This is a genomic window from Mesorhizobium sp. M1328, assembly GCF_040318075.1.
In the GTDB taxonomy this organism is placed as follows: Bacteria; Pseudomonadota; Alphaproteobacteria; order Rhizobiales; family Rhizobiaceae; genus Mesorhizobium.
In genome coordinates this window covers 19,546-44,509 of record NZ_JAMYLO010000023.1, presented here as the reverse complement: position 1 = coordinate 44,509, position 24,964 = coordinate 19,546, and the positions used below count along the sequence as shown (strand labels likewise).

The 24,964-nt window shown below is 61.1% G+C and carries 21 protein-coding genes; 18 read left to right on the top strand and 3 right to left on the bottom strand.

The window, feature by feature from the left end:
- Positions 1–4 precede the first annotated feature (4 nt).
- From tssB to NKH23_RS28785, 16 genes are read left to right on the top strand one after another with little or no spacing between them, the layout of a single operon-like run.
- The gene (tssB, locus tag NKH23_RS28860; protein ID WP_352665767.1) at positions 5–541 is read left to right on the top strand and encodes a type VI secretion system contractile sheath small subunit; all 537 of its coding nucleotides are present in this window, start codon (positions 5–7) and stop codon (positions 539–541) included.
- A gap of 2 nt (positions 542–543) precedes the next feature.
- On the top strand, positions 544–2,046 hold the full coding sequence (gene tssC, locus NKH23_RS28855; protein ID WP_352719882.1) for a type VI secretion system contractile sheath large subunit: 1,503 nt from the start codon (positions 544–546) through the stop codon (positions 2,044–2,046).
- Between the two features lie 46 nt (positions 2,047–2,092).
- Positions 2,093–2,554, top strand: coding sequence for an Hcp family type VI secretion system effector (locus NKH23_RS28850; protein ID WP_023678576.1), 462 nt, complete (start codon positions 2,093–2,095; stop codon positions 2,552–2,554).
- Positions 2,541–3,296 carry a type VI secretion system baseplate subunit TssE gene (tssE, locus tag NKH23_RS28845; protein ID WP_352719884.1) on the top strand — a complete coding sequence of 252 codons (756 nt, stop codon included), beginning with the start codon at positions 2,541–2,543 and terminating at the stop codon, positions 3,294–3,296. Before NKH23_RS28850 ends, tssE begins: the two co-directional genes overlap by 14 nt.
- Before the next feature lies 1 nt (position 3,297).
- Positions 3,298–5,172, top strand: coding sequence for a type VI secretion system baseplate subunit TssF (tssF, locus tag NKH23_RS28840; RefSeq protein ID WP_352719886.1), 1,875 nt, complete (start codon positions 3,298–3,300; stop codon positions 5,170–5,172).
- Positions 5,136–6,203 (top strand): type VI secretion system baseplate subunit TssG, encoded by a 1,068-nt coding sequence (gene tssG, locus NKH23_RS28835; RefSeq protein ID WP_352977996.1) that lies wholly within the window; start codon positions 5,136–5,138, stop codon positions 6,201–6,203. Before tssF ends, tssG begins: the two co-directional genes overlap by 37 nt.
- Positions 6,200–7,678: a type VI secretion system-associated FHA domain protein TagH gene (tagH, locus tag NKH23_RS28830; RefSeq protein WP_352719890.1), complete on the top strand. Its 1,479-nt coding sequence runs from the start codon at positions 6,200–6,202 to the stop codon at positions 7,676–7,678. Before tssG ends, tagH (NKH23_RS28830) begins: the two co-directional genes overlap by 4 nt.
- A gap of 3 nt (positions 7,679–7,681) precedes the next feature.
- On the top strand, positions 7,682–8,137 hold the full coding sequence (gene tssJ, locus NKH23_RS28825; protein WP_352719892.1) for a type VI secretion system lipoprotein TssJ: 456 nt from the start codon (positions 7,682–7,684) through the stop codon (positions 8,135–8,137).
- Between the two features lie 39 nt (positions 8,138–8,176).
- Entirely contained in the window at positions 8,177–9,511 is a 1,335-nt protein-coding gene (tssK, locus tag NKH23_RS28820) for a type VI secretion system baseplate subunit TssK (RefSeq protein WP_352719894.1), read from the top strand.
- A 4-nt stretch (positions 9,512–9,515) separates the two neighbouring features.
- Positions 9,516–10,838 (top strand): type IVB secretion system protein IcmH/DotU, encoded by a 1,323-nt coding sequence (gene icmH, locus NKH23_RS28815; protein ID WP_352719896.1) that lies wholly within the window; start codon positions 9,516–9,518, stop codon positions 10,836–10,838.
- Position 10,839: 1 nt separating this feature from the next.
- Positions 10,840–14,376 carry a type VI secretion system membrane subunit TssM gene (gene tssM / locus NKH23_RS28810; protein ID WP_352719898.1) on the top strand — a complete coding sequence of 1,179 codons (3,537 nt, stop codon included), beginning with the start codon at positions 10,840–10,842 and terminating at the stop codon, positions 14,374–14,376.
- Positions 14,358–14,900: a type VI secretion system-associated protein TagF gene (gene tagF / locus NKH23_RS28805; protein WP_352719900.1), complete on the top strand. Its 543-nt coding sequence runs from the start codon at positions 14,358–14,360 to the stop codon at positions 14,898–14,900. Before tssM ends, tagF begins: the two co-directional genes overlap by 19 nt.
- Positions 14,900–16,003, top strand: a complete 1,104-nt coding sequence (locus tag NKH23_RS28800; RefSeq protein WP_352719902.1) for a DUF2169 family type VI secretion system accessory protein — start codon at positions 14,900–14,902, stop codon at positions 16,001–16,003. The genes tagF and NKH23_RS28800 overlap by 1 nt, the downstream gene beginning before the upstream one ends.
- Positions 16,000–17,019, top strand: a complete 1,020-nt coding sequence (locus NKH23_RS28795) for a 3-oxoacyl-ACP synthase (protein ID WP_352719904.1) — start codon at positions 16,000–16,002, stop codon at positions 17,017–17,019. The genes NKH23_RS28800 and NKH23_RS28795 overlap by 4 nt, the downstream gene beginning before the upstream one ends.
- Positions 17,019–17,948 carry a DUF4150 domain-containing protein gene (locus NKH23_RS28790; RefSeq protein WP_352719906.1) on the top strand — a complete coding sequence of 310 codons (930 nt, stop codon included), beginning with the start codon at positions 17,019–17,021 and terminating at the stop codon, positions 17,946–17,948. The genes NKH23_RS28795 and NKH23_RS28790 overlap by 1 nt, the downstream gene beginning before the upstream one ends.
- Before the next feature lie 5 nt (positions 17,949–17,953).
- Positions 17,954–18,742, top strand: coding sequence for a hypothetical protein (locus NKH23_RS28785; RefSeq protein WP_352719908.1), 789 nt, complete (start codon positions 17,954–17,956; stop codon positions 18,740–18,742).
- Between the two features lie 23 nt (positions 18,743–18,765).
- Here NKH23_RS28785 and NKH23_RS28780 read toward each other — a convergent pair whose 3' ends face one another.
- Genes NKH23_RS28780 through NKH23_RS28770 form a run of 3 tightly spaced genes read right to left on the bottom strand, consistent with a single transcriptional unit; the run spans position 18,766 to position 21,871 of the window.
- Positions 18,766–19,110 (bottom strand): hypothetical protein, encoded by a 345-nt coding sequence (locus NKH23_RS28780; protein WP_352719947.1) that lies wholly within the window; start codon positions 19,108–19,110, stop codon positions 18,766–18,768.
- Positions 19,107–19,529 (bottom strand): DUF6484 domain-containing protein, encoded by a 423-nt coding sequence (locus NKH23_RS28775; RefSeq protein ID WP_352719910.1) that lies wholly within the window; start codon positions 19,527–19,529, stop codon positions 19,107–19,109. The genes NKH23_RS28780 and NKH23_RS28775 overlap by 4 nt, the downstream gene beginning before the upstream one ends.
- An 11-nt stretch (positions 19,530–19,540) precedes the next feature.
- Positions 19,541–21,871 carry a type VI secretion system Vgr family protein gene (locus tag NKH23_RS28770; protein WP_353035978.1) on the bottom strand — a complete coding sequence of 777 codons (2,331 nt, stop codon included), beginning with the start codon at positions 21,869–21,871 and terminating at the stop codon, positions 19,541–19,543.
- A 243-nt stretch (positions 21,872–22,114) separates the two neighbouring features.
- On the opposite strand from NKH23_RS28770, the gene tagH (NKH23_RS28765) reads away from it, so the two are divergent.
- Positions 22,115–23,170, top strand: a complete 1,056-nt coding sequence (gene tagH, locus NKH23_RS28765) for a type VI secretion system-associated FHA domain protein TagH (RefSeq protein ID WP_502912386.1) — start codon at positions 22,115–22,117, stop codon at positions 23,168–23,170.
- A 289-nt stretch (positions 23,171–23,459) separates the two neighbouring features.
- On the top strand, positions 23,460–24,962 hold the full coding sequence (gene tssL, locus NKH23_RS28760) for a type VI secretion system protein TssL, long form (protein WP_353035973.1): 1,503 nt from the start codon (positions 23,460–23,462) through the stop codon (positions 24,960–24,962).
- Positions 24,963–24,964: the final 2 nt, after the last annotated feature.

Below are 24,964 nucleotides of genomic sequence, written 5' to 3'. Positions count from 1 at the left end.
AGCAATGCCAGCCGAAAGCAAAGCCAAGGTCATCGAACGAAATCGCGCGCCGCGGGTGCAGATCGCCTATGACGTGGAAACCTATGGCAGTCCAACGACCATCGAGCTGCCGTTTGTCATGGCCGTCATGGCCGACCTTTCGGGGGCTTCGCAGACGAAGGAAGCGGCGAAGTCGGTGCTGGACCGCTCCTTTGTCGAGACCGATGCGAACCGGTTTCCGCGTTTCATGGAGGCACTTGGACCACGCGTCAAAGCCCGTGTGAAGAATACGCTGCCCCAGGCTGAAGGCGCCGAGCGGGACGAGGAACTGGCGCTCGATCTTACCTTCACCAAGATGGGCGATTTCGCGCCCGACAAGATTGCCGAGCAGGTCCCACAATTGGCCGAAATCCTCAAGATGCGCCGCCAACTCGAGGAACTTCTCGGCTTCATGGACGGGCGCGTCGACGCCGAAAAGCGCATTGCGCAACTGCTGAACAATGAACCGCTTCTTGGCAAGATCGCCAGCCAGGCACTGGCGGACGACAAGGCAGGGGAATGACCATGGCCGAACAGCAAAAAACCGCCGCCGTCGCCGAGGCGGAAACCATCGATCTTGGAGAATTCAGCGGGCTCCTCGAGAAGGATTTCAAGGTCAAGAAGGACGACAGCGAAAAGCTCCAGCAATTGGTGCGCAATCTCGCACTTGCAGCGCAGACGCGCTCCGATACCACGACCATCTCGTCGAATGCGATCAAGTCGATCAAGTCGCTGATCGCCGGCATCGACAAGATGCTCTCCGAACAAGTCAACGAGATCCTGCACGCGCCGGAAGTGCGCGAAATGGAGGGCACATGGCGTGGCCTGTGGTATCTCGTCAACAATACCGAGACGGATCAGAAGCTGAAGATCCGGGTGATGAACATCTCCAAGGAGCAGCTGGCCGACACGCTTGAGGATTATGAGGGCCAGATGTGGGATCAGAGCCCGATCTTCAAGAAAGTCTACACGGACGAGTACTCAATGCTTGGCGGCGAGCCGATCGGCTGTGTGATTGGTGCGTACGAATTTTCCAACCACCCGCGCGACGTCGGTCTGCTGCGCAACATCTCCGGTATCTGCGCCTCAGCGCACACGCCCTTTATCGCAGCTGCGTCGCCTCGCCTGTTCCGCATGGACAGCTGGCAGGAATTGCCGAACCCGCAGGACCTGCAGCAGATCGTCTCCAACCCCGCCTATGCCTCGTGGCAGGCGCTGCGCGAGAGCGAGGATGCACGCTACATCGGCCTGACCATGCCTCGCGTTCTGGCACGGTTGCCGTATGGCACCGATACCGTTCCGGTGAAGGGCTTCACCTTCGAGGAGGAGGTACATGGCGATCATAACAAATACGTCTGGATGAACGCCGCATTCCCGATGGGCGTGAACATAAACCGCAGCCACAAGCTCTATGGCTGGGGCACGCAGATCCGCGGCGTCGAAAATGGCGGCACGGTCCTCAACCTGCCAGTGCACAGCTTCCCGACCGATGATGGCTCGATAGCGATGAAATGTCCGACGGAGGTCGCCATCGACGACCGGCGCGAGGCGGAGCTGGCCAAGCTCGGCCTGATGCCCATCCTGCATCGAAAGAACACCGATCTCGCCGCCTTCATTGGCGCCCATTCGCTGCAGGACGACGAGACAAGGGCGGGACGGCTGGTCGACCCCGATGCGCAGGCCAACGAGCGGCTGAGCGCCAACCTGCCCTACCTTTTCCCGGTCTCGCGCTTTGCCCACTACCTCAAGGCGATCGCGCGCGACAAGGTCGGTTCGTTCAAGGAGCGCTCCGACATGCAGATCTGGCTGACCGAATGGATCAACCGGTATGTGCTGGCCAACCCGGCCTTTGCCGACGACAAGGCGCGCGCCAAGCGCCCGCTCGCCGCCGCCGAGGTTCAGGTGGATAGCGTGGAAGGGCGCCCCGGCTACTACAATGCCCGCTTCTATCTGCGCCCGCATTATCAGCTGGAGGGTATCAATGCCTCGCTCCGACTGGTTTCGGAACTTCCGTCCGTAAAGACTTGATTTGCAGCAACAACATCTTGGTTTTTGAAAGCGGTGGAGAAAGACAATGCCCACAAATACGAAGATTGATGGCTTTCTAAAGGTTCCGGATATCAAGGGTCCAAGCACTCGAGATGGCCATGAGGACGAAATCGAAATCCATGGCGTCGATTACAAGATGATCGCGCCCTATGATCCAAATTCGCTCTCGCGTCGCGGTCGTGTGTCCTTGGGTATGATCAAGTTCACCAAGCACTATGACAAGTCTTCGCCCTACCTGAAAAAGGCGCTGTTCGAAAACAAGGCCCTGGACGAAGTCGTGTTTTCTGCACGGCGGACCATCGATGGCGAGACCAAGGATTACCTGGTCGTCACACTCACCGACGCCTCGATCATGGAATACGACATGTCGCAGGCCGAGGATGAGGAGGACCTGATCGAGGAAGAGGTCAGCTTTGCCTACAAAAAGATAAAGTTCGTCTACGACGACAACGACGAAATCGAAATGGATGTCTATGTCGGCAAGTGAGGCCCGGCGGCCCGGCGCGGACAAGTCGCTGGGTAGCGGCAGCTCGCGAGCAAAGCGCGAAGCGGTCCAGCCCTCTTTATGGGACCGCCTCGTAAACGATCTGCCGGGTATGACCTCCGAGATAGACGGGCTGCGCCAGGCACTGCAGGACGAGCTTGGCGCGGAGCGGCTGGACAATCTTGTTGCGGCCAGCGCGCGGCGCATCGACGCCGACGCGGAGTTGACGGCCGACCAGAAGCGGCGTCTCCATCGCCTGGCCTTTCAGAGCCAGCACCGCGCTGAAATTGAAAGCCGTGGCGTGGTGGTGTCGGCTCGTGTGCTCAAGGAAGCCGTGCGGCGCGATGTCGAGGCTTTGTTCAACACCGAGCGCTTCGAGGCCGTTCCGCTTCTTTCCGACCTTGAAAGCGAACAGGCCGCGGACAACCCGCCGTCGCTCGCCGATTTTCCGGAGGTGCGTCGCAGCGTCGTTAATTACGGAGTGCCTTCCTTCTCGGGCCGTTCCTCCCGCGACTTCGATCGCGAGGCGCTGGCGCGCGAGATCCGCTCGGTGCTTGCCACCTTCGAGCCGCGTCTCAAGGACAGTGCAACAAAGGTTACGGTAACCCTTGGCGACAAAACCGTGGGCCTGAAGATCGAGATAGATGCGGTGTTGATCATGACGCCGACGCCCGAACGCATGCGCCTGCGCACCACGATCAATCTCGATAACGGCTTGGCTCGGACCGAATTTAGGGAAGCCTGAGATGGATCGGGTCTTCGTAGAATATTACGAGGAGGAACTGATCCATATCCGTGCGCTCGCGGCAGAATTCGCCGACATGCATCCGGCGGTGGCGCGCAACCTTTCACTCGATACGGTCCCCTGTCCGGACCCCTATGTCGAGCGGCTGCTTGACGGCGTTGCTTTCTTGGCCGCGCGGACCCGGCTCAAGGTCGATGCGGAACGCTCGCGCTTCTCGCGCGCCGTCCTTGATGTTCTCTATCCTGACCTTGTCACGCCGGCGCCGGCAACGGCCATGGTAGTGCTCAAACCCGGCCAGCAGGTCCAGACAATGATTGGGGGCCATGTCGTCAAGCGCAATACGCGGCTGGTTTCCAGCCTCCAGCCTGGCCTTTCGACGCGTTGCACGTTCACCACCGCCCAGGACATCACGCTGTGGCCGATAGCCATTACCTCGGTCGGCTATTTTCAGGATCGTAGCGCCTTGGCGGCAGCCGGCATCACGCGGCTCGGCGGTGTGGATGGCGAGGCGGCGCTTCGCATCACGCTGGCCCGTACTGGAAAAGGCAAGCTCGATGAACTGTCGCTCGACCGGCTTGATCTTTACTTTGCCGCGCGCACCAAGGCACCACTGCTTTTCGATGCGATTTTCGGCGCCTGCTCAGCCGTTGGTGCACGACCGGAAGGCAAGGCCAACCCAATATCGCCGTTGCCGGTACCTGAAATGGTCGGCATCAGCGACGACGAGGCTCTGATGCCTCGTACACGTCCGACCTTCGAAGGATATCGTCTTCTGCGCGAATACTTCATGATGCCGGAGCGCTTTCACTATGCTCGGATTTCGGGGTTGCAGCCCATTGTGCGCAGATGCACAGCCGAGCTCGAGATCATCTTCATCTTCAGGCGTCCGGTGCCTGAACTTGCCGATCTGGCGGCGGCCGATTTTGAACTTTTCGCAACGCCGATCATCAATCTGTTCGAACGTGAGTGCAACGTCGTCGAGCTCGATCCGCGCAAGACGCGGCAGGTGCTGCATGCCGACCGCACGCGAGCGCGGGACTTCGAAATCTATCGGGTTACCCGCGTCGAGGACGCCGACAGCGAGGGGAGCGACGCCGCAATCCCGGAGCTCTTCAGCCTGGGACAGAACCGCGGCAGCGGTTGGGTTTATTCCACCGAACGGCGCCCACGTCGCCCGACGGAGGAGGAACGGCGCGACGGCCTCACCCGCACTTCATACACGGGCGACGACGTTTTCCTGGCGATTTCACGCCCAGCGGAAAATCCGCCTAACCGGCCGCTGAAGCGCGTCGACATCGTGGCGCTCTGCACCAACCGCGATCTGCCAATCCTTGACGACAACCCTACCTTGACGCTGGAAGCCGGCGATCCGGTCGAAATGATCCGGCTTCTCGGCGCATTGCGCCCGCCTCGCCCAGCCATCCCTGCAGCACTGCCGGCGGGCGCGGCGGGTGAATCGCGAGCCGACAATCTCGCCTGGCGGCTTGTAGCGCAGCTCGCGCTCAACTTTCTAAGCCTTGCAAAGGAAGGGCGCGGCGTCGACCCGCTGCATGCGCTGCTTGAGCTCTACGCCGACAGGGGTGACCCGAACCTCGCCCGCAATGTGCACTCGATCGTGCGCATCGACTCCCGGTCCGTCATCGAACGACTGCAGATCGATGGGCCGATGTGCTTCGGACGAGGCACGGAGGTGACATTGCATGTCGATCAGTCTGTCCTGGCGGGGCAGAGCACCTTGCTGCTTTCGGCCCTGCTGGCACGGCTGTTTGCCCGTCACGCTGGAATAAACGGCTTTGTGCGAACCCGCACATGGCTGCTGCAGAAGCAGGAGGATGTGCCATGGCCGATGACGCCCGGCAATCGCTACCTGATCTAGACAAGCCTGGCCTGGACCAGCCCGAAGAGCTGTCGGATGCGTTCGACTTCTTCGAGCTGTTGCGCCGACTCGAACGAAGAGGCGGGTTGTTCGGCTATTCAGGCCCGCCGGAGCGCGAACCCTCGCGGCTCGGGCAGCATGTTCGTCTCAGCTTTTCCGCCAAGGACTTGGCAGAATTCCGCGAAGCGACTGACAAAGCGCCCGCTCGGGTTACGGTCGCAAACATTGGTCTGATGGGACCTGAAGGTCCGATGCCTCTGCATTTGACGCGCTGGGTGCTCGATCGCCTGTCGCAACGCTGGTTCACCGGCGCCGATGCGCAGCAGACCAGCGACACGACCTTCATGGACTTCGTCAACATTCTTCAGAACCGCATGATTGGGCTGTATTACAGGGCGTGGGCGGATGCGCATCCGGCGGTTCAGGTCGAGCGCCCGGTAGGTGGGCGCGTTCGCGCCATGCTTGAAGCCATGGCGGGAATAGGGCTTCCCGGCACCCACAACCCGGAACTGGACGCCGTTAAGCTGCGCCAGGCCGCTTCGCTTGCCAATCAGGTCGACGGCCCCGAGCGGCTGACGCTGTTCCTGGCTGAGGCGTTCAAGGTGCCGGTCCAGATCAGGGAGTTCATCGCTGCCTGGATGACCATACCAGCCGCGCTCCAGACCCGCCTTGGCAAAGCCTACGCAGGGCTCGGTCGGGGAGCGACGATCGGTCCGCGTGTCTTCAACCGTCAAAGCAGGATCGAGCTCCGCGTCGGCCCGCTGGGCTATGAAGACTTCAAGGCGTTCCTGCCGGGTGGTCAGCGCCTCAAATTGTTCAAGCAGGCCGTTAGCGACATGGTCGGCGAATCGCTCGACGTCGATCTGCGCATCGTGCTGGCGCGCGATGCCGTTCCGCCGCCGCGTATTGGAACCGTGCAACTCGCCCGGACCGCGTGGCTTGCGCGGCCCGCTGAAAGGGGCGATGCTGACGACATGCGGCTGCGGACATTAGTCGGCTGGCGGCAGGAAGGGGCGGAGGTCGCGGCATGAGTCTGCTGCTGACGCTGGAGCAAGGGCCACGCACCCAGGCGGTACGGCAGACCCGGCTTGACGAGGGGGAACTGGTGATCGGCCGCAGCGCGGATGCCGGCTGGCAGATCGACGATCCCGACATGTTCGTTTCACGCGCCCATTGCAGGATCACTGGTGGGCGCGATGGATATTTCGTCACTGATACGTCGAGCAGCGGATTGTTCATAGACGACTCCGACAGCCCGCTCGGCGCCGGCAAGTCGGCGCGTCTTCGCAATGGCATGCGGCTGAGACTGGGCGATTACATCGTGTATGTCGATCTGCAGACGTCGAGCGCCCAAGCCACAGCAGCAGCAGCCGCAGGGCCAGTTCCGGAGCGCTTGCCGCCGGCGTCTCGGGCGCCGGTCAGCATCGGCCGTGACGATTTCTTTTCAGCCACCGTGGAAGAAGAGCCGCAGCGGCCACGTCCAGCCGAGCTGCCGAACCCGTTTGAGCAGCCGATCCCGGGTGCGTTCGAACGCGCCAATTCCAGACAGCGAAGCTCGCCTGCTTTCGACGACCCGTTCAGCCTCGATCCGGTTTCAACGCCCCTGTCAAAAAGCGCCGACGCCTACCTGGAACCAGACAGCACACCCAGCCGCGCGGACCCATTCGGCCTCGATCCTATGTCGTCCCCGAACGGCGCAACGGAGCCCGCGACGGCAAAGATGCCGGAATTCAATGACGATTTCGGTTTTGGGCCTGCCGCGGCGCCCAGCCCGGGACGCGATGCGGGCTCGACCGGTCAGCGCGAGCGCGACGCCCAACCACTGCAAGCGGCCAATCCCTGGGACCTGCCCGTGCGAGCGGCAGATGCCCCTCCCCCAATGCGGGCAGGCGCAGCCGCCAGCCCCGCCCGCCAGCCGCCCGCGAGGCAGCACGCCGACATGGCGCTTCGCACCGCATTCCTGCGCGGCATGGGCATCGCGGAAGCCGATTTTCCCGGGCGCGACGCCGTCGCCGAGATGGAGAAGTTCGGTCGCGAATATCGGCTTATGATGGAAGGATTGATGCAGCTGCTGCGCAAGCGTGCCGAAGAAAAGGGAAATGCCCGCGTTGCCCAGACAATGGTCGGAGCCTCCGAAGTCAATCCACTCAAGTTTCTTCCGACGGTCGACGACGCAATCGTGACGCTTATTGCCGAACGCAGCCCCGGATTTCTCGCCGGCGAAGCGGCTATCGCGGATGCGGTTCGCGACCTGGCACAACATCACGTGCGCGCCTGGCGCGGCGTGCAGGCCGCCTTGCGGCGGATGGTCGACCGTTTTGAGCCGGCAGCCATCGAAGCAGAGCTGAAATCGAGTTCCGCGATCGGCACGCTGTTGTCAGGCGGGCGCGGCGCCAAGCTGTGGGAGCTCTACCAGAAACGCCATCGTGAAATCGCCGAGAGCGCGGAAAAGAGCTTTCTCGGCGAAATCGGCGCCGATTTTCGTGATGCATATGAGGAGGAGTAAGACATGATCGATCGACGCGAATTTATCGTTGCCTTGGGTGCGACCGGGCTGCTTACGGCCTGTCAAAGCGCCGGGCCGCCAAAACCGTCGGTCATCACGGTGAAGCTGTCAGGGGCGGCCGGCATGAACCCTGGACCAGGCGGCGGCGATCGGCCAGTGACGGTGCTGGTCATGCGGCTGCGCAGCACCGGTAAGTTCAATTCCGCCGACTACTTTGCCTTGCAGGGGGATGCCGGCTCGGCACTGGCAGGCGATCTCATCGGATCCGACCAGATTGCCGTCGGGCCTGGAAAAACCGCGACCAAGACCATTACGGTTGAACCGGATGCGACGGCCCTGGGCTTCGTTGCACTCATCCGTGAGCCTGGAGGGCGAAACTGGCGGACGACAAAATCGGTTTCGCCCGGATCAAACTTTACGATCAATGTCACACTCGGCAGCGGCGGCATTTCCGCCTGACGGCCAAGGCAAGGGGAGCTCGATGCAGAGAGTAGGCGGATGAGCGATGCAAACAGGGTGCTGTGGTCCGAGGGCCTTTTCCTGCGGACCCAGCATTTCCAGCAGCAGGATCGTTTCTTGGAGGCGACTGTGCGCGGCGCGTTGCAGGCCGGCCAGCTGCATACGTTCGGCTTTCAGCAATTGACCCTGGATAAGGCATTGCTCGATGCCGGCCAGATCTCGATCCTGTCTGCACGAGGCATTTTCCCGGACGGAACCCCCTTCTCCATTCCGGATCTGATGGACGCGCCGCGTCCGCTGCCGGTCACCTCGGATACAGGCGCCGGCCCGGTGCTGGTCGCCTTGCCGCTCGAGCCGGCCGGCGGCGTTGGCTTCGATCCCGCGCATGCGCCACCCAGCGGTGCGCGCTATCATGGACGGATTGTTTCGGTGCGCGATGCCGTCCAGGGCGGTGCAGACCCCGAAGAAATCGAAATCGCCCGGCCGCAATCGCTGTTGCTTGCACCCGGCAAATCGGTCGGCGGCTATACCGCCCTGCCTATAGCCGACATCAAGGGGGTTCGTGCCGATGGCGGCGTTTCGCTGGACGAGACGTTCCTGCCACCGGCCCTGGTTACTGGTGCAGTGGCCTGGTACCGGCAATTGCTTCTGGAAGTCGTCACGGGCCTTGACCAAATCGCCGAGGCGCATGGCAAGATGGTCATGGGCGGGCCAGGGCGCAGCGTCGAAGACCTGTTGATGCTCAACCTCGCCAACGCGGCGCGTCCGCGACTGGCCCATATGCTGGCGCAGGATGTTTTCCATCCGGCCGAACTTTACCTGGAACTGGCCGGGCTTGCCGGTTCGATGGCGACCTACGGCTCGAGCGCGCGGCGACTGGGCGAGCTGCCGGCTTACAATCACATGGCGCCCGGCCCACCGTTTTCGGCGCTGGCGGATGCATTGCGCTCACTGATCCTGAGCCTGCGCTACATCGAGCCGAAATCGCGCGCGCTGCCCGTTATGCGCCATTCGACCAATGTTTGGAAAATCCGCATCGACAATCCGAAGCTGCTGGTGGCCAGCCGGATCGTCATCCGGGTCGGTTCGGAACTGTCGGAGGACGCGCTACGCAAGATATTCGTCAACCAGGCGACTGTGGGCTCGGCTGATGAGTTCGAAGGCCTGTGGAAGTCCCGCCTGCCCGGCATCCCGCTGAAACCGCTTCATTCGCAACCTCGCGAGATTCCTTACGACGGCGATCGGCTGTGCCTTGAGCTCGACCAGAAAAGCGAGCACTGGGCATCGCTGCTCGGTGCCCCAGGCTTCGTCATTGGCGTTTCGGGTGTACTGCCGAGCGAACCGCAGGTGGACTGCTATTCGGTGAACAGGTGAAACCATGAGCCGGGATGATCCTTTCGGGCTGTCGGAGGATCGCGAACGCACTCGCATCAGGCTGACCGGCACGCCGATGCCGCGACCGATGGCGGCATCCTTGCCGGGCGGGCCGGTAAAACGCTCGCGCACCCACCCGAACGGCCTTGTCAACGCCTTCGCGCCCCTGCTCGAGTTTGCGCCTGAGCTTGAAAGCGCGCTGCCACCGGAGAATCCGGAAGTGTTACGCACTCGGCTGCTCGAAGAACTGGTTCGGGCACGCGACACGGCAATGGCGGCGGGGTCGTCGATGGAACGGGCCGATCAGGCAGCCTGGGTGGTGGCGGCCTTGCTCGACGATCTGGCCCTGAACACGCCCTGGGGCGGGGCCAGCGCGTGGCCGCGTCAGCCGCTTGTGGTCATGTTGCGCGGCGATGTCGACGCCGGCACGCAGTTCTTCACACGGCTCGACGAACTGGAACGCCATCCGAACCGAGATCGCGAATTGCTGGAACTCCAGTATGACTGCCTGGCACTGGGTTTTCGCGGCAAGTATCGCGTGCCCGGCCGCTCGGGCGATCGCTCGCTCAATGCCGTTCGGGTTGCCGCGGCACGTTTCCTGCGCGATGCTGACGCCGAGAATGCGCCGCTGTCGCCGAACTGGAAGGGCGTAATCGCATCCGACGAGCCGCAGCGCTTCATCGTTCCGATCTGGGTGATGGCCCTTGCCGCGGCGGTCATCGCCACCGCGACCTATGTCGGGCTCTCAATGGGACTAAGCAGCCAGGCGGTGGAGCTTTCGGCCCTGGTCCGCGCCTTGCCGCCGCCGACCCGTGGCGACATCAGTCGCGTGTCGCCAACGGTCGATGTCCCGCCGCCGGAGACTGTGGATTTTGCACTGCTGCCCGAATTTGAGGCCGGGGCGCCGGGCAATCTGAGATCGGCTCTCAGCGGCACGGAGAGCGTTTCACTGGCCAAGCTGGTCATCCAGGCCTCCAACCCCGAACTATTCCAGTCGTCGCGGCCAACACTGACGGAAGGATTCGAGCCGCTGATCGGCTCGATCGCCAAGGTGATCCTCGCCAATCGTGACCTGATCGGCAACATCACTGTGGTCGGACATACGGACAGCGTTCCTCTGCAAAGAACCAATCCGCTGTCGACCAACCAGCGACTGTCAGAGGCTCGCGCCCAGACCATTGCCGACATGCTGGTACAAAACGGAGTGCCGCAGGAACGCGTCCATTCCGAGGGCCGGGCAGCCACGGATCCAGTGGCCGATGACGGCACGCGCGAGGGCCGGGCTCTGAACCGGCGCGTTGAGGTGCTGGTCGAAAAGAGGCTGTGAGATGTTCATCCTGCGCTTCCTCTGGGCGGTCCTGACATCGCGCTGGCTGTGGACACTGATTGGCATCACGCTGCTTTCCTTGGTGATCTGGATATTCGGGCCGATCGTCAGGGTCGGACCTTACGACCCTTTCGCCTCGGACAATGTGCGCATCGTCATCATCGCGCTGCTGGTCATCTTCTGGCTGATCTGGCTGATCGTTGCCCAGCGTCGGGCGATCCGTGCCAACCGGATGTTCGTCGCCGAAATCGCCGCGCCGGCGGTAGAGAAGCCACTCAGCCCCGGCGAAGAGAATGTTGCTGCCGTCGGAGCCAAGTTCGCTGAGGTCATGGCCGAGTTGAAGCGCCGCAAACTGGGCGGTCGCAAGTTCCTGCGCGAGATGCCCTGGTACGTGATCGTCGGGCCGCCGGCCACCGGCAAGACCACAGCCTTGCGGCAGTCGGGGTTGAACTTTCCGATCGACCTGACCGACGACCTGCAAGGGGTCGGCGGCACGCGCAATTGCGATTGGTTCTTTTCGGAGAGCGCCGTTCTGATCGACACTGCGGGCCGCTATGTCCAACAGGAGAGCCAACCCGACGTCGACGCGGTGGAGTGGCTGGGCTTTCTCGACCTTTTGAAGAAGCACCGGGGCCGTCGCGCGCTCAATGGTGTGATCGTCGCGCTTTCGATCGATGTGCTTTCGGAGGGCGACGACGCCATCAAGGCGCATGGCCGCAAGATCCGCCGTCGGCTGGCCGAACTCAACGATCGCCTCGAAATCCGCCTTCCCGTCTATCTGATGCTGACCAAAGCCGACCTGATCAAGGGGTTCGAGGCTTTCTTCGGCGGTTTGTCGACGGCTGCGCGCGAGCAGGTCTGGGGGACGACGTTCGCACTCGATGCGCATGTCGATGCAAAGACCATCGAGCGGGAAATCGCGACGTTAGCAACCGAGCTCGAGCGGCGGCTGGTGCCCCGGCTGGAGGACGAAGACAAGCTTGCTGCCCGCGCCGAAATCTTCAGGTTTCCCGCCCAACTCGCCAGCCTGTCCGAGCCGATCCAGGTACTGATCGAGGCGATGTTCGGCGAAAGCCGGTATGAGGAGGCCGCCTGGCTGCGTGGCCTTTATCTGACATCGGCGACCCAGGAAGGGGCGCCCATCGACCGGCTGACCGCGGCGCTGTCTGCCTCCTTCGGTCTTCCGCCGCGCCGGGCGTTGGCCGCGCCGCGTGTCGAAAAACGCAGCTTCTTCCTGAAGAACCTGCTTACAGAAGTCATCTTCAAGGAAGCCGGCCTCGGCACCTTCGATCCGCTGGCGCAACGCCGCCGCGCCTGGATCTGGCGTGGCGCGGCCGCCGCATGTGCCGCAGCCGCCCTACTGGTCAGCGGGCTGTTCACCTGGTCCTATTACGACAACCGCAACGCGATCACGGCCCAGGCAAGCCAGTTCGAGGCGCTGCAAACGCCGCTGACCTCGGCCGCGGCAAACCCGGCATCCGTAGAACAGCCCGCGATCGATGGCGCCCTCAGTGCGATGGATGAGGTCGCAAATGCCCGTACCCCGCCGCCTGGCGCAGCACAGGATTTGCTGGGGCCATCAGCCTCGGCGGAACTGGTGCGGGCACAGACCGACACTTACGACCATGCTTTGCGCAACGTTCTCGAGCCGCACATGGTGGCGCTGCTCGAGGCGACGATGTGGCGGCAGATCCGCGATCCGGACTTCATGCTTGGCGCGCTGAAGACCTATCGCATGATGACCGGCCTTTCTCAGATGGATCCGGATTTCGCCCAGGACTGGTGGGTGAACAAGCTGCCTGAATTCGCCGCGGCTGCCCCCTTTCCGACAGCTGACGCCGAAGAGCACCAGCTTGCCGCGATCCGTCGCATGGCGGTTGACGCCAGTTATATCGCCCCGGACCAGGCGTTGGTTGCAGAGGCACTGAAAACCGTCTGTACGATTTCCTTGCCGGCGCGTGCCTATAAACAACTGCTGGCCGACCCGGCGGTGACTGCGCTCAAGGAATGGATTCCTGCCAACTTCGCCGGCCCCAACGGCGCAAAGGTCTTTGCGCGGCGTTCCGACAAGACGCTTCGGGTCGGCATTTCGGGAGCGTTTACCTATGCCGGCTTCCATGACGCCATTCTCGACCGGGTTGAGGATGTCGCCGCCCAGGCAGCACTCGACCGGGCGGTGTTCGCCGGCGGTTGCTCGGAAAATTCCGAAACCTCGGTGTCAGCGCTGTCAGAGGATATTCTGAAGCTCTATTACGACGACTATATCGCGCAATGGGACAGCTTCCTGCGCGACATGAGGCTGGCGCCATTGACCGACCTCAACGTCGCCAGTGAGAACCTCAAGGATCTTTCAAGTGCCGACTCCGCGCTGAAGCGCTTGGTCACCGCGGTGGTCCAGGAGACCGAGCTTACGCGGTCCGATGACGCGCCGGCAAACGACAAGGCAGCGGCGGCAGGTGGCTCGAAACTGCTTGGCAAGCTGGGCAAGCTTGGCAAGATCGTAAAAACCGGAGCAAAGCTTTTGCCGCGTGCCGGCTCCGCCGACGAAGTGGATCTTACCGGCAGTCTGGTGGCCGAGCATTTCAAGCCGCTCAGGGGCGCCATCGCCGAGGTCGACGGTCAGCCGCCGGCGCTCGACGCCGCCATTGTCGCGCTGACCGCACTGTCCAATGTGCTGCAGACCGTGACGGCCAATCCCGATCCTCAGGACGCCATCAAGAAACAGGGCGGCCTTGCCGAACTGACTGGAGCGGTTGCCAGGCAGGCGCAGATCCTGCCCGACCCGATCGATGATTGGTTGGGCGGTATTGCCGGCGATACGAGCGGGCTGACGCAGAAGGCGGTCACCTCGGAGCTCAACGCCATCTGGCGCGCCGACATCCTGCCGTTCTGCCAGGCAGCACTCAACAACCGCTATCCCTTCAGCCCTGACAGCGCCGTCGACGTCAATGTCCGCGACTTCGCCCGCCTGTTCGGACCGGCAGGCCTGATCGACACCTTCATTAACGACCACCTGATCAGCTATGTCGACACGTCAGCGCAGCCATGGAAATGGCGCGCCGATTTCGGCCTCGACCCGTCGGCACTGGCCGCGTTCGAACAGGCAAGGCGGATCCGCGATGATCTCTTTCCCGGCGGTTCAGGCCCGCTGATGAGCTTCACGCTCGAACCGAAGGACCTGTCGCCCAATGTCGCGCGCGTGACGCTCAACCTCGATGGGCAGAATCTCGTCTACTATAACAATGCAACGAGGCCGCAGCCGATGACGTGGCCCGGCAAGGACGGCACAGGGGTCATCTCGCTTGCCTTCCAGCCGATCGATGGCTCGCCCGAAATCTTGCTCAACGAGACCGGCAGCTGGGCGTGGCTGAGAATGTTGCGCAGCGGTCGCTTCACCGGCACCTCGCTGTCGGACGTCTACAGCCTGCGCCTGGGCACCAAAGGGATGTATGCCGACTTCCAACTCAAGGCTGCCAGCGTCGAAAACCCTTACAACCTGCAGATGTTCAAGAAATTTTCATGTCCGCCACAGATATGATCCTGCCTGGCTTTTACGGCAAAATGCCCGCGACCGGCGATTTTGTCACCCGGCGGCTGCCGGGAGATTTTGTTCGCGCCTGGGACCGCTGGCTGGCGCAGCATGTCGTCCCGCTCATTGGCTCGGAATCCTGGGCGCGCGGCACACCGCTGCGGTTCCTGACCGGTCCGGATTTTCTCGGCGCATCGGCAGGCGTCATCGTGCAGAGCGCCGACAGAGTTGGCAGGCAGTTCCCGTTGAGCGTCGTCGTGCAGCTTTCCGAGGCTCCCGTCGAGCTAGCGTATGCCGATGCATGGTTTGCCGAGATCGAAAAGGTGGCCATCGCCGCCCAAGACGGCGAGCTGACGCCGGATGAATTGGATGGCGCGCTGGCTGCGCTACCAGTGCCGCAGGTTGAGCCGGGCGAAGAGCTCATCAGCGATATGGCGATGTGGACAGCGCGTTCGGACATTTTCGACATCGACCCGCTATCGCCTCAAACGGCGCTGGAACAAATCTTTGCGGCAAGCTGGGAGACCAGCTGATGCAGATCTGGAACCAGATGGGCTATCCGCACCAATTCACCGTGGCCTTGGACAAGGCCGGCCATGAGTGGATCGTCATAGTGATAAAGGGCACGTTCGATTTTCCCACGATACCCGGCGGACCGGTGCAAAAATCGGCCGAGCAGGTGCCGCTCGTCTTTGCCGACATCCATACCGGCGAGTCCGGTTACTCGGCCACGCTCTGGGAGACCGACTTCGCTTTTCGCAAGCCGCGTTGTGACGTGATCGCCAATGGCTTTGCCTACGCGCCAGGAGGACGCCCCGCCCAGCGTGTACCGGTCGGTATCAAGGTGGGCAATTGGTCGAAATTGTTCGAAGTCGTCGGCCACCGCGAGTGGCGCGCCATCGGGCCGGTGTTCAGCTCCACCGCCCCGCAGCCCTTCCTGCGCTTGCCGATTTCCTATGATGTCGCCTGGGGTGGTGTCGACAGACTGGACCCGGACGACAAGCTCCCCGCCAGTTACAAGTACAATCCGGTCGGAACCGGCTGGTCGCGGACCAAGAACCAACGCCTTATTCCAGGCCTGCGGCTACCGAATACGCAAGCTATCGACGAAGAAATCCGCTCGCCGTTCGGCGACTACAAGCCGATGAGTTTTGGCCCGATAGGCCGCGGCTGGCCCGGCCGCATCGAATATGGCGGCACCTTCGACGACAACTGGGTGAAGAACATCTTTCCCTTCCTGCCGCCCGACTTCGACGAGCGTTACTTCCAGATGGCACCACCAGACCAGCAGATCAACGCGCCTGCAGGTGGCGAGGACGTTCAGCTGGTCAACTTGACCCCTGAAGGTCGGGTGAGCTTTGCCCTGCCGCGGACTACACTGCCGATGACGCTGTTCAAAGGGCGAAAAAGGGTCTTTGAGGGGGATGTCCTCCCCGACACACTGCTGTTCGACTTGGAACGCCGTTATTTCTCCGTGGTCTGGCGCTTGGCACAGCGTATCCAAACCAGTCTGCTGGATTTCAGCCAATGCTGGGTGGGTCCGCCGACAAGCGGGATGCTTCTGGCATGGGATATGGGCAAGCGCTACGTTCGCGCAGACCGTTTCCCCTCCAGCCGCGACGCGGTGACAAGGTGACTGCCGGCGTTGATATCCTGTCCACCGGTATGGTGACCGCGGTTGGCTTGAATACGGCCGCAGCCTGCGCAGCCATGCGTGGCAAAATCGACGGATTTCAAGAGACAGATTTTATAGTCCCGGGCGGGGAATGGTTGGTTGGAGCACCGGTGCCGCTGCCGCGGAAATGGCATGGTGAGAAGCGTCTGGCCCATCTCGCCGCCGCGGCGATTTGCGAGGCCTTGGACGCCGTACCCCAGGCTCGAGGTCAAACCGCGCTGCTTTTGTGTACTGCAGAGGAAGACCGTCCGGCCCGCCCTCTTGTGAACGATGCGGATTTGTTGAAGCAGATTGCCAGGATTGCGGAACTTGAACTGGTCGCGAGCAGCCGCATTGTCGCGCACGGCAGACCCTCCGGACATGTAGCACTCGACCACGCCCGCAAACTGATCGAATCGCAAAGCGCCCGCTACGTAATGATCGTTGGGGTCGATAGCTTTCTGAGCAGCCGCGGCGTCGCACACTACCTGAAACAGAAGCGCCTGCTCATTTCAGGCAACTCTAACGGCTTTATCCCGGGCGAGGCAGCCGCCGCATTCCTGTGCGGCGCGGGAGGCGGCAGCTTTCATTTGCGCGGTGTCGGATTGGCGCGTGAAGAAGGTTCGATCCTGAACTCGCGGGATATACCACTGCGCGGCGACGGGATGACCCAGGCTTACAGCACGGCCTTGGCCCAAGCAGGCATCGGGATGAATCAAATTGGATATCGGATCGCGGATCTGATTGGCGAGCAATACTGGTTCTCGCAGTCAACTCTGGCGTCTGTCCGTCTTCTTCGTGGTGATCACGGCTTTCAAGATATTTGGTCCCCCAACGAGTGCCTCGGCAATGTCGGTGCTGCGGCTGTGCCGCTCATGGTCGGCATGGCTTGGACGGCCGCCCGCAAGGGCTACGCTGCCGGCAACCCGGTGCTGATCGAGTCCTCCTCTGACAGCGGTGTGTGCGGAGCCGCAATCTTCGCGGCGAGGACCAGGTGATGGGCACCGTTTACGCCAACGGATTGGAGGTCTCCGCCAAGGCGCAAGGCAACAAGATTATTGCCGCGTTTCCAGATACTTGTTTCACCCCACCCGAAAACCCCGCGACGCCGCCTGGGACGCCGATTCCATACCCAACCTTTGGGATGGATTCCGACACCGACAATGGCACAAGCACGGTGAAGATCGGGGGCAAGACTGTAGCTCAGAAAAACATTTCCTACTACACGACGACCACTGGAACCGAAGCAGGGTGCGCGGCCAAGAAGGGGATCATCACTTCGACGAATACGGGTAAGGCCTATGCCGCCGCCTGGTCGAGCAACGTCAAGGCACAAGGTGAGCCGGTGCCGCGCAACACTGATCGGGCAACCGTCAATCATGCTTCGCCTCAGCCGAATGACGGCAACGGCGCGCTTGTCGGAGGTGGCGGCGGTGGCGGCGATGACGTCAACTGTGAGGAGTTAGCCAATCAGATCGAGCTTCTCCTGACGCGTGACAAGCGCGCCGAGAATCCGACATCGAGCAAAAAGAAGGGCCCGAAAAAGCGTGGCGGTCAACATGGCTATCTATTTCGCATCGCCGAGCAAAGATGCGGCGAAAATGGGCCCGGCACGGCAGGTTGGGACAACCATCGTGGCGAACTCGAAAGAGATTTTGTTGCCGTGCGGGATGCAATCGACCTCTTTATGGCTGCATGCGACTTGGATGACATAGATTTCGCCGAATCGAACAAAGAGAGGGATCGCGACCCCAATATGAAGCAAGCCATCAACGGTATCGCGGAGCGCGATCCGCGCTACATGCCTGATCAGATCACGCACCTAGGGAGCGATCACGCACTCTGCAACGGCGGAGATCTGGCCGATGCGCGTGCCGACCGCACACTTAATCAGATTACCGAAATCATAAACTTCGGTATGGATTGAGCCAAATGAGAAACTATCTTGAGGCCGATCTGCTGAATTTCTCCCGCCAGTGGGTCTGGATCGCTTCCGATCGCGTCTATGAATTCGACGACGTCATTCGGCGGCCAATCAACTCCCTTGAAACACTCCATGTCGCCACGGCCAAGTATGCTAGGCTCCGAACATCGATTCCGCCGGAAAATCCTGCCTCGGAAGCCGTCGCTGTCTTCCGCGTGATGCTGAGCGAACTTGAAACGACGGGGGAAGATGTCGATCGCGTGTATGATTGGGCATATTGTCTGACCCCTTTCATGCAGAACGAAAATGCTGTCCGGGCTATGCAAATCTGGGTCGAGACATTTACCCGTTTCGCCCGAGGCAAACGCGACAGAGCCAAGCACGTCGACGAGGATTTCATGGAGCAACTCTCCCTGTCGTACGCGACACATGTACTCCAGCCGAGCATTCAGTTCTCAGTCCGGTGCATGCGCTCGCGTAGTGTTTGGCTGGAGAACGCTGCTCGCAAGAGCAATTTCGATCAGGTGCTTTGGAAATATTTTCTGGAGGAAGGGCACTCCGACCCATCCGTGTTCGTCAGTTCCGGACACAGGGATGTGCTGGTTCGCGAGTGGTGGCGCGAGATACGCAAAACCATTGGAGCGGCTGAGATGAAGGGGCTTCGGTCAGAGCAAGTTGACAACATCCGCACCTTCAGCCAAACGAAACAGTCATGGAAGCTGGACGGATCAGTAGACGAGTCAATGCTTTTGGCGGGTTTCCCCGAGTTCGACAAGGTCGCCAAGCCGCCGAATTGAGCGAGTGAAGCAGGCACTTTGTGCTATGCCGACGGCAAATTTGCTGCGATGTACTTCCTGACCTTGACGGCATCCAGCTCTGAGATGCGCGGCGCATTTGGCACTGACAACATGCGCAGAACGAACAGTTCACCTTCCTCGGGAAATTCATCGTAAAGTCTTTGTGCGATATCGCGGCCTACATCGCCGGCCACGCGCAACCCGTCGAGATGGGCCTCCAGTTGCGCAACCACCCGAGCCAGACGCTCATCGTCCATGTCGGGGTTGTCGTCCGGGTTGAGTAGGTGATGATCGTAAACCGTCCACAGAAACGCGGCCATCTCAGCGTGCTGCCGCACGATATCTGGAAGAGGCGGCGCGGCCATCAGTTCAAGTTCACCGATCCACCGCGGATTCGGTTGGAAACGCGTGCATGGCTTGTCACATAGGTACCTCGGATCGTTATCCGGCCATCCTTTTCCATAATGATTGTCGCCTTGCCGCAGCGCAATTCGATGCGTTCCTCGCCAACGATCCTGATCGTCTCGCCATCCTTGACGACCTGCGGAGGTGCCTTGCGGGCCGGTTCAACGATGCGGCCCACAATCAAGGGCCTGCCGGGATCGCCGTCCTGAAAGAGAAGCGCCACGTCCGTGCCGATCATGTCCGAGCTTAACTCAGTCAGACTTCTGGCGGGAATGGCTGTCTCCCGAGTGTTTCCGGCAAAGACGACCAACGGGTCGCCTCCATCGAACCCGAGGAACACACCGATTACCACGCCTTCAATTCGGTTCTTTGTCTTGGCCATTTCGACGTGCCTCAATTCTGTTTGATCTCAGAACCCTTCATGATGATGTCGCTTGATGCTTTCACATTGATCTTCCCTGACCCCTTCACGAAGATGTCCTTGCCGGTGATTGATATTGTACCGTCCTTCTTCAGCTCGATGGATGCCGATCCGCTCTTAATCATGATGGAATCACCCGCCTCGATGATGAGCTTCTTCCCGACGTTGATGGCACCGCCCTCACCCACTTCAACAGAGCTGTTCTTTGCAATTTTGAGTGCCCTGTTGCCGCCTATCTCGGTGCCATCATCATTGCCGATCTTGACCGAGCGCGTAGCGCCAATCTCTGCTTTCTGATCTTTGGCAATCTTGGCGTTTTGTCCGCCTCCGATCTTGACGTTCTGGTCAGCGCCAATGTCCCAACTATCGCTCGTGCCGACTTTGTGACTTTGGCTTACGCCCACGCTAACCGATCTGGTTGCGCCTATATCGTTCGACTGAAGGCCGCCGACGCTGCGTTGCTCCGCGGCGCCGACGCTGTCGACACGCGCCGCGCCGACGGTGATCGTCTGGACCAGCCCGACTGTCTGGGTGTGATTGGCGCCGATCGTTTCGGTGGAGTTTGAGCCAATATTGATCGTCTCGTCGATGCCTACCGTGAGCGAACGGTTCTTCCCCACCGTCTCCGTGTCGTTCGAACCGATATTCGTTGTCTGGTCGACACCGATCTTGACGGTCTTGTTGTTGCCCACGTCCTCGTCAAGGTTGTGACCGACAGAGTGCTTGGCGTCGTGATCGATGCGGTCCGACTGATCGTGCTGCACCAGCTTGTTGCGGTCGTGCTTGATCAGGAGGTGGTGATCCTTCTGCGCCTGGAAATTGACCAGCTCGGAGCCGGCCTTGTCCTCGAACATCAGCTCGTTGTAGCCACCGCCACCTTTCGATGAGTGGGATTTCCAGCCGGATTGCGTGGCGTTGCCGGGCAGTCCGTAGGGCGGCATCTGCGCGGCGTTGTAGACCCTGCCGGTAATGATCGGAAGGTCGGGATCTCCTTCGATGAAGTCGACGATTACCTCCTGCCCGATGCGCGGTATCTGGATAAAACCCCAGCCGCTGCCGGCCCAGGTCTGCGAAACGCGCACGAAGCAGGAACTGTTCTGGTCCTTCTTGCCCAGCCGGTCCCAATGAAACTGGACCTTCACCCGTGCATATTTGTCGGTGAATATTTCCTCGCCGGAAGGTCCGACCACGGTCGCCGTCTGCGGCCCGCGCATGATCGGCCGTGTCGTGACCCGCGGCGGACGATAGGGCAAAGCCGTAGGTGCCACACCAAGGATCACCTTGAAGTTCTCGCTGTCGACATCCGCATGGGCCCTGTAGCCAGGGTCGAATAGCCTGTATTCGGCGCTGACCACCAGATACTCCTGGTTCTGGTCCTCGCGCGGAAAGCCATCCAGCTTGAACGTGCATCCTGAATACAGGCCCCGCACGGTTCCGACCGCTGCGATGCGCTGGTGCACCGCCTGGATCTCCTCGCGCCGGATCGCCGCCAGGCTATCGCCGCGACCGACTTCGAGATGGGCGCCGGGCTGACGGTAATTCTCGCCCGCGGCCAGCTTATGATTGAACGGCTGGGCGGATTTGGCCATCAGGTCGGCGCCCGGCTTCTTGAAATCATAATCGGTATGCACATAGGCGCCCGGCCGCACCGAACTGCCCGGAATCCATTCCGTGATATATTCGACATCGCGCCGGGAGCCCTGCCCCTCAAAGTGGTAAGGTACTTTTTCATAGCCCGGCGCCGGCTTCAGCTTGCTCATCGCATCAGCAAGCACAAGCGTGTGCTTGCCCTCGCCATGCTCGAAGAAATACAAGATGCCCTCGTGCTCGAGCAGCCGCTGCACGAAATCGAGATCCGTCTCGTCATATTGCACGCAATATTCGCGCGGCGGATAGGACCCTTGCAGGCGTTTCTCGAATTTTGCCGTGCTGTATTTCGAGAAAACCTGTTCGACGATTTCGATGACGCTCATGTTCTGGAAAATGCGGCAGTCGGTCGTATTGCCGAGAAACCAGAGCCATGGCCGGACGACTGCTTCGTAATAGGCCAGCCGGTCCTCGATCCGGGTGAGGCGAAAGTCCGACACGATGCCGCTGAACCAGCGCTGGGGGTCGGCTTCACCTTCGACGGAGACGGGGCCACCCAGCATCTTCAGCGGATCGATATCGGGGCTGGGGCTTACGAACCCGACCGTATAGGCCAGACAACGACTGATCTCATCCCGCCCGACGAGATGTGTAAAGGTCAACAGCTCAGCGCCAACTGGCGTTTGCACCACCGTGGCACGTTGTTCACTTGGCATCGGTCGTGCCCCTCCTCGGCCTGGCGGCCAGCCCGGTGGATTTGAAGATCCTAGTCAGGAACTCGAAATCGCATCAAACCCTGATGGTTGCCAGTCCATTTCAAGCGTACCACATGTTTGTTGTGCAGGCCAAAGCGGACCATGAATAGGTGGCCCACTGTGATGCGAATTTTGGATTAGCCACGCTAAAAACATGGAGTATCGTGTCGGCAAGGCCGCCAGCGATCACACAGGCGATTTCGCATGTTAATCAGTCTGCAGATCAGCAATGTCGATGCCCTGCCCGCTGGCGTGTCGCCCGGCTACAGATCGCGTAATCGCAGCTTCAAAATCGGGCGCGAACATTGCGACTGGATCTTGCCCGACCCTGACAAGTTCATCTCCGGCCGGCATTGCCAGATCCGATACGAGGCAGGCGCGTTTTGGCTGCACGACATTTCGCGCAATGGCACCTTCATCAATGGATCGAGCCAACGCATCACCGGTCCGCGCCGGCTAGACCACGGCGACAGGCTCCTGGTCGGCCGCTACGTCATCTTTGTATCGATTGACGACGAGCACGCAACGCCAAGTCATCCGGAGGCCGACCGAGGTTCGACGCAACGACGCATGCCGGTCGCGGCCGATCGGTTGCTTGATTCCGGAAGCGAGCCTCTCTTCAGTTCGGCAGAGCGATGGCCCGGGCAAGCACCGCCATCGACATCGTCTCTGCCTGCGGCCGTCCCTTCGACGACAGACGAGGTGCTGCGGGAAATTGCAATCGCCGCAGGCATTTCGCCGGAATTGTTTCAATTGCGTGATCCGCATGAAGTCGCTGCCGAAATCGGCGCAGTGCTTCGCACGGTGGTCGAGCAACTGGCCATGCTGCTGAAGGCACGTGCGGCTGCAAAGACATTGGCCAAGAGCCCACACCGAACGATGATAAGCTCCGCTGAAAACAATCCCCTCAAATTTGTCCCGGGCACCGACGACATACTCGAAATAATGTTCGCGCGGCGCAGGGCCGGCTATCTCGATGCCAGGCACAGCGTCGAAGACGCATTCCGCGATCTCAAGGCGCACGAATTTGCCACCTATGCCGCCATGCAAGCTGCGCTCTCTCGCCTGCTTGACGACCTGTCGCCGGAAGCAATCGGCAAAAAGCTTCCGCCGACGTCGTTTACCTCGAAGAAGGCCCAAGCATGGGACGCGTTTGTCGGGACGTGGCGGAGCATGGAGGAAGCACACGAAAACGGCATGCTGGATATATTCTTGGCCTATTTCAGCGACGCGTATTCCAAAGCTGACAAGCAAAAATAGACGGGACAAACAAACTGCGGCGCTGTAGCCGACGAAGAAAAACGCGTCGGCGCACCGCATCATGTTCCAATCGACAACATCTGCGATTACGATCACATACGACAGTTCGCCAAGCGGGTAAGCCTGATTGACCTGGGGGTCTGCGGCAGATGTCAAATTGCGGCGCCATAGTTTCTTGTAGCTCCGGACCGCCTTGCCGGAAGGACCATTGCCTGCCCTATCCGGCCAGGAAAGATCTGGCGCCTCTCGCACGCGAGCGCGGACACTGCATGGCAGCGGCATATCGGCGATGAGCTCGAAGGATGATCCATTCGGCCCGGTCGGCAAGACCGTCATCCGCCCACGGCGCGGGCAGAATGCGAAACCAGCCGCAAACGAACTGATCGCGAAGACCGTCGGGCCCTCGGATGTCAAGGAATCGACAGTTTTCGATCCTGACATAGGTCGGCATATGCCGCCGGACTGGACATCCGGAACCATTCTTTATCAGGGAGCATCGTCCGGTACAGCGGCCGGAGCCGAGGCAGCCGGGTCAAGGCCGACCATTCAGCAGGAGGTGCTGCTCGGCGCCGCAGACACGGTAAAATATTCGACGGCAAATCCGATCCTCGCTGCGTCAGCACCGTTGCTCGTCCTGTTCGGGCATCTCAGGCTCGTACCGGTCGAAAGACAGGCGGCGCCATTGGCCGAACATATCGCCGATGCGATCGAGAGGTTCGACTGGACGCTGGAGAAGTCAGGCGTTCCCGAAGAGGATGCGCGGATCGCGAAGTTTGCCCTTTGCGAAACCGCCGACGATCTTGTGGGCAACCTGCCCTGGGCCGGCAAGGACACCTGGGCACAGCACAGTATGCTGTCGCGGTTCTTTCACGTCGAAGCCACTGGCGCCGGTTTCTACGAAGCACTGAACAAGGTGCTGGCCAATCCGGAGCCACACTTAGACCTGGTCGAGCTGATGCATGTGTGCCTGTCCCTGGGATTTGAGGGCCAGTATCGGGGGCTGGCGCGCGACGATACCAGTCTCGAACGTGTGCGGCGCGACGTCTACGAGACGCTTCGCTATTTCAGGGCCCGCGCCGGAGAGGATATCTCCCCCCGCTGGCAAGGCATAGCCGCGACGATGATGCCGTCTTCAACCCGCCTGCCGCTCTGGGGTGTTGCTGCGGCGGCCTCAGCCCTGCTGACGGCCGCGTTCTTCACGTTGCGGGCGTTCATGACCGATGAAGGCGATGCTGCAGCCAGACAATTGCTGGCGCTCAATCCCTCGACGCCTGTGACGATCGAGCGCGCCAGAGTGGTACCCCCACTTTCCAAACCGGTGACAGTCGCCTCGCCTGCTGCAACCGAGCAGATCGACCGCATCCGCTCGGCACTGGCCACGCAAGTCGAGCGCGGCGGGCTCACCGTCGGCACGAAGGGCGACTTCATCGTTGTGGAGATCAGCAATCTCTTGTTGTTTCAGCCTGGCAAGACCGAAGTGAAGCCCGAGTTTCTGCCACTGGCCGCACAGATTGCCGCAGCCCTTGAGCACGAGCCAGGGGCAATCCGGATCGTTGGCCACACGGACAATGTGAAGCCACGGAAATCAAGCACGTTCAAATCCAACTTTGACCTTTCGGTCGCCCGCGCGAAGGCTGTTGAAACAATGATCGCCGCGAAACTTGGCGATCCCTCGCGAGTAACCGCCGACGGCAAGGGCGAAGATGAGCCAATTGCCGACAATGCGACGTCCGAGGGCCGCGCCAAGAACCGCCGTGTCGACGTGATGATCCCCAAGGAGGAAACGCTGTGAAC